Source organism: Mangrovimicrobium sediminis (assembly GCF_004745945.1).
Lineage (GTDB): Bacteria > Pseudomonadota > Gammaproteobacteria > Pseudomonadales > Halieaceae > Mangrovimicrobium > Mangrovimicrobium sediminis.
Genome location: NZ_SRLE01000047.1, coordinates 1 through 1,021, shown reverse-complemented (window position 1 = coordinate 1,021; position 1,021 = coordinate 1). Strand labels below are relative to the sequence as shown.

Sequence of the window (1,021 nt, the reverse complement as noted above, 5' to 3'; positions counted from 1 at the left end):
CTCCGCCGGCGTGGCCACGGCGTCGATGGCACCCTGGAAATCGCGGATGAACTCGTCCTCGCGAAAACGCCTGAGCGCCGCCGGGTCCCAGTCGTTGGCGCGCACCAGCACGTCGCCGTAGCCGCGCAGGTAGGACGCCAGCCGGCCCACGGTTTTTTTCAGGCGCTGCTCCTCGGGAATGTGGTCGCCGACCGTCGCCAGGATCGACCAGATGCGCACGCTGGCCGGATCGCGCCCGGCCTGCTCGGCACCGCGGCGCACCGCGGCGACCGCTTTTTCCACCGCGGGGTCGTCGTAGAAGGTGTGCAGGTACACGGCGTCCATGCAGCGCCCGGCGAGCTCCTGGGTTTTCTCGCCCATGGCCACCAGCGACACCGGGATGCGCTCATCGAATTCGCCGAGCAACTGCAGCAGGGGGAACTTGCCGAGTGCGCCCTCGTAGTTGCTGATCTTCTCGCCGCGCCACAGTCGGCGGTAAACGTCTGCGGCCTCCTGCAGTTGCGCACTGGTGATGGGCGGCAGGCCCATGGCGCGGAACAGGCCGTCGAAGCCGCGACCCAGGCCGAGGCTGAACCGCCCCTCGCTCATGCGATGCATGGTCATACCGAAGGTGGCGGTGATCACCGGATGACGGGTGTTGTGGTTGGTCGCGGCGGTGGCGATGCCCAGGCGCTCGCTGACCGCGGCGGCGGCGCCGCACAGGGTGGTCGCGTCCTTGTTGTTGAAACGCTCGGAGATGAACCCCGAACCGAGCCCCAGGGCGTCGGCCTCGCGCGCCTCGCGCACGATGTCCCCGGGGCTGTCCGAGTGCCCTGCGAGCAGGTAAAACCCCAGCTCGCCGAGTTGTTCCGTGGCGGTGTCGGTCATGCTTGAACGTCCTTCTGCGTATCGATGAGCCACTCGGGCGAGAGCTGCGTCACGTCGCCACAGCCCATCAGGATCAGGGTGCGCTGGATTTCCGCGCGCAGAATGTCCAGCACCGCGGCGACGCCGGCCTCGCCACCGGCGGCCAGTCCGTAGA

Annotated in this window: 2 protein-coding genes; both read right to left on the bottom strand. The window is 68.6% G+C overall.

The features are described 5' to 3' along the window. A partial coding sequence (locus tag E4634_RS21195; protein ID WP_135446676.1) for a TIGR03857 family LLM class F420-dependent oxidoreductase occupies positions 1-867 on the bottom strand: 867 nt, incomplete at its 3' end. After that, entirely contained in the window at positions 864-1,013 is a 150-nt protein-coding gene (locus E4634_RS22120) for an alpha-hydroxy-acid oxidizing protein (protein WP_353511670.1), read from the bottom strand. The genes E4634_RS21195 and E4634_RS22120, both read right to left, overlap by 4 nt. Between the last annotated feature and the right edge of the window lie 8 nt (positions 1,014-1,021).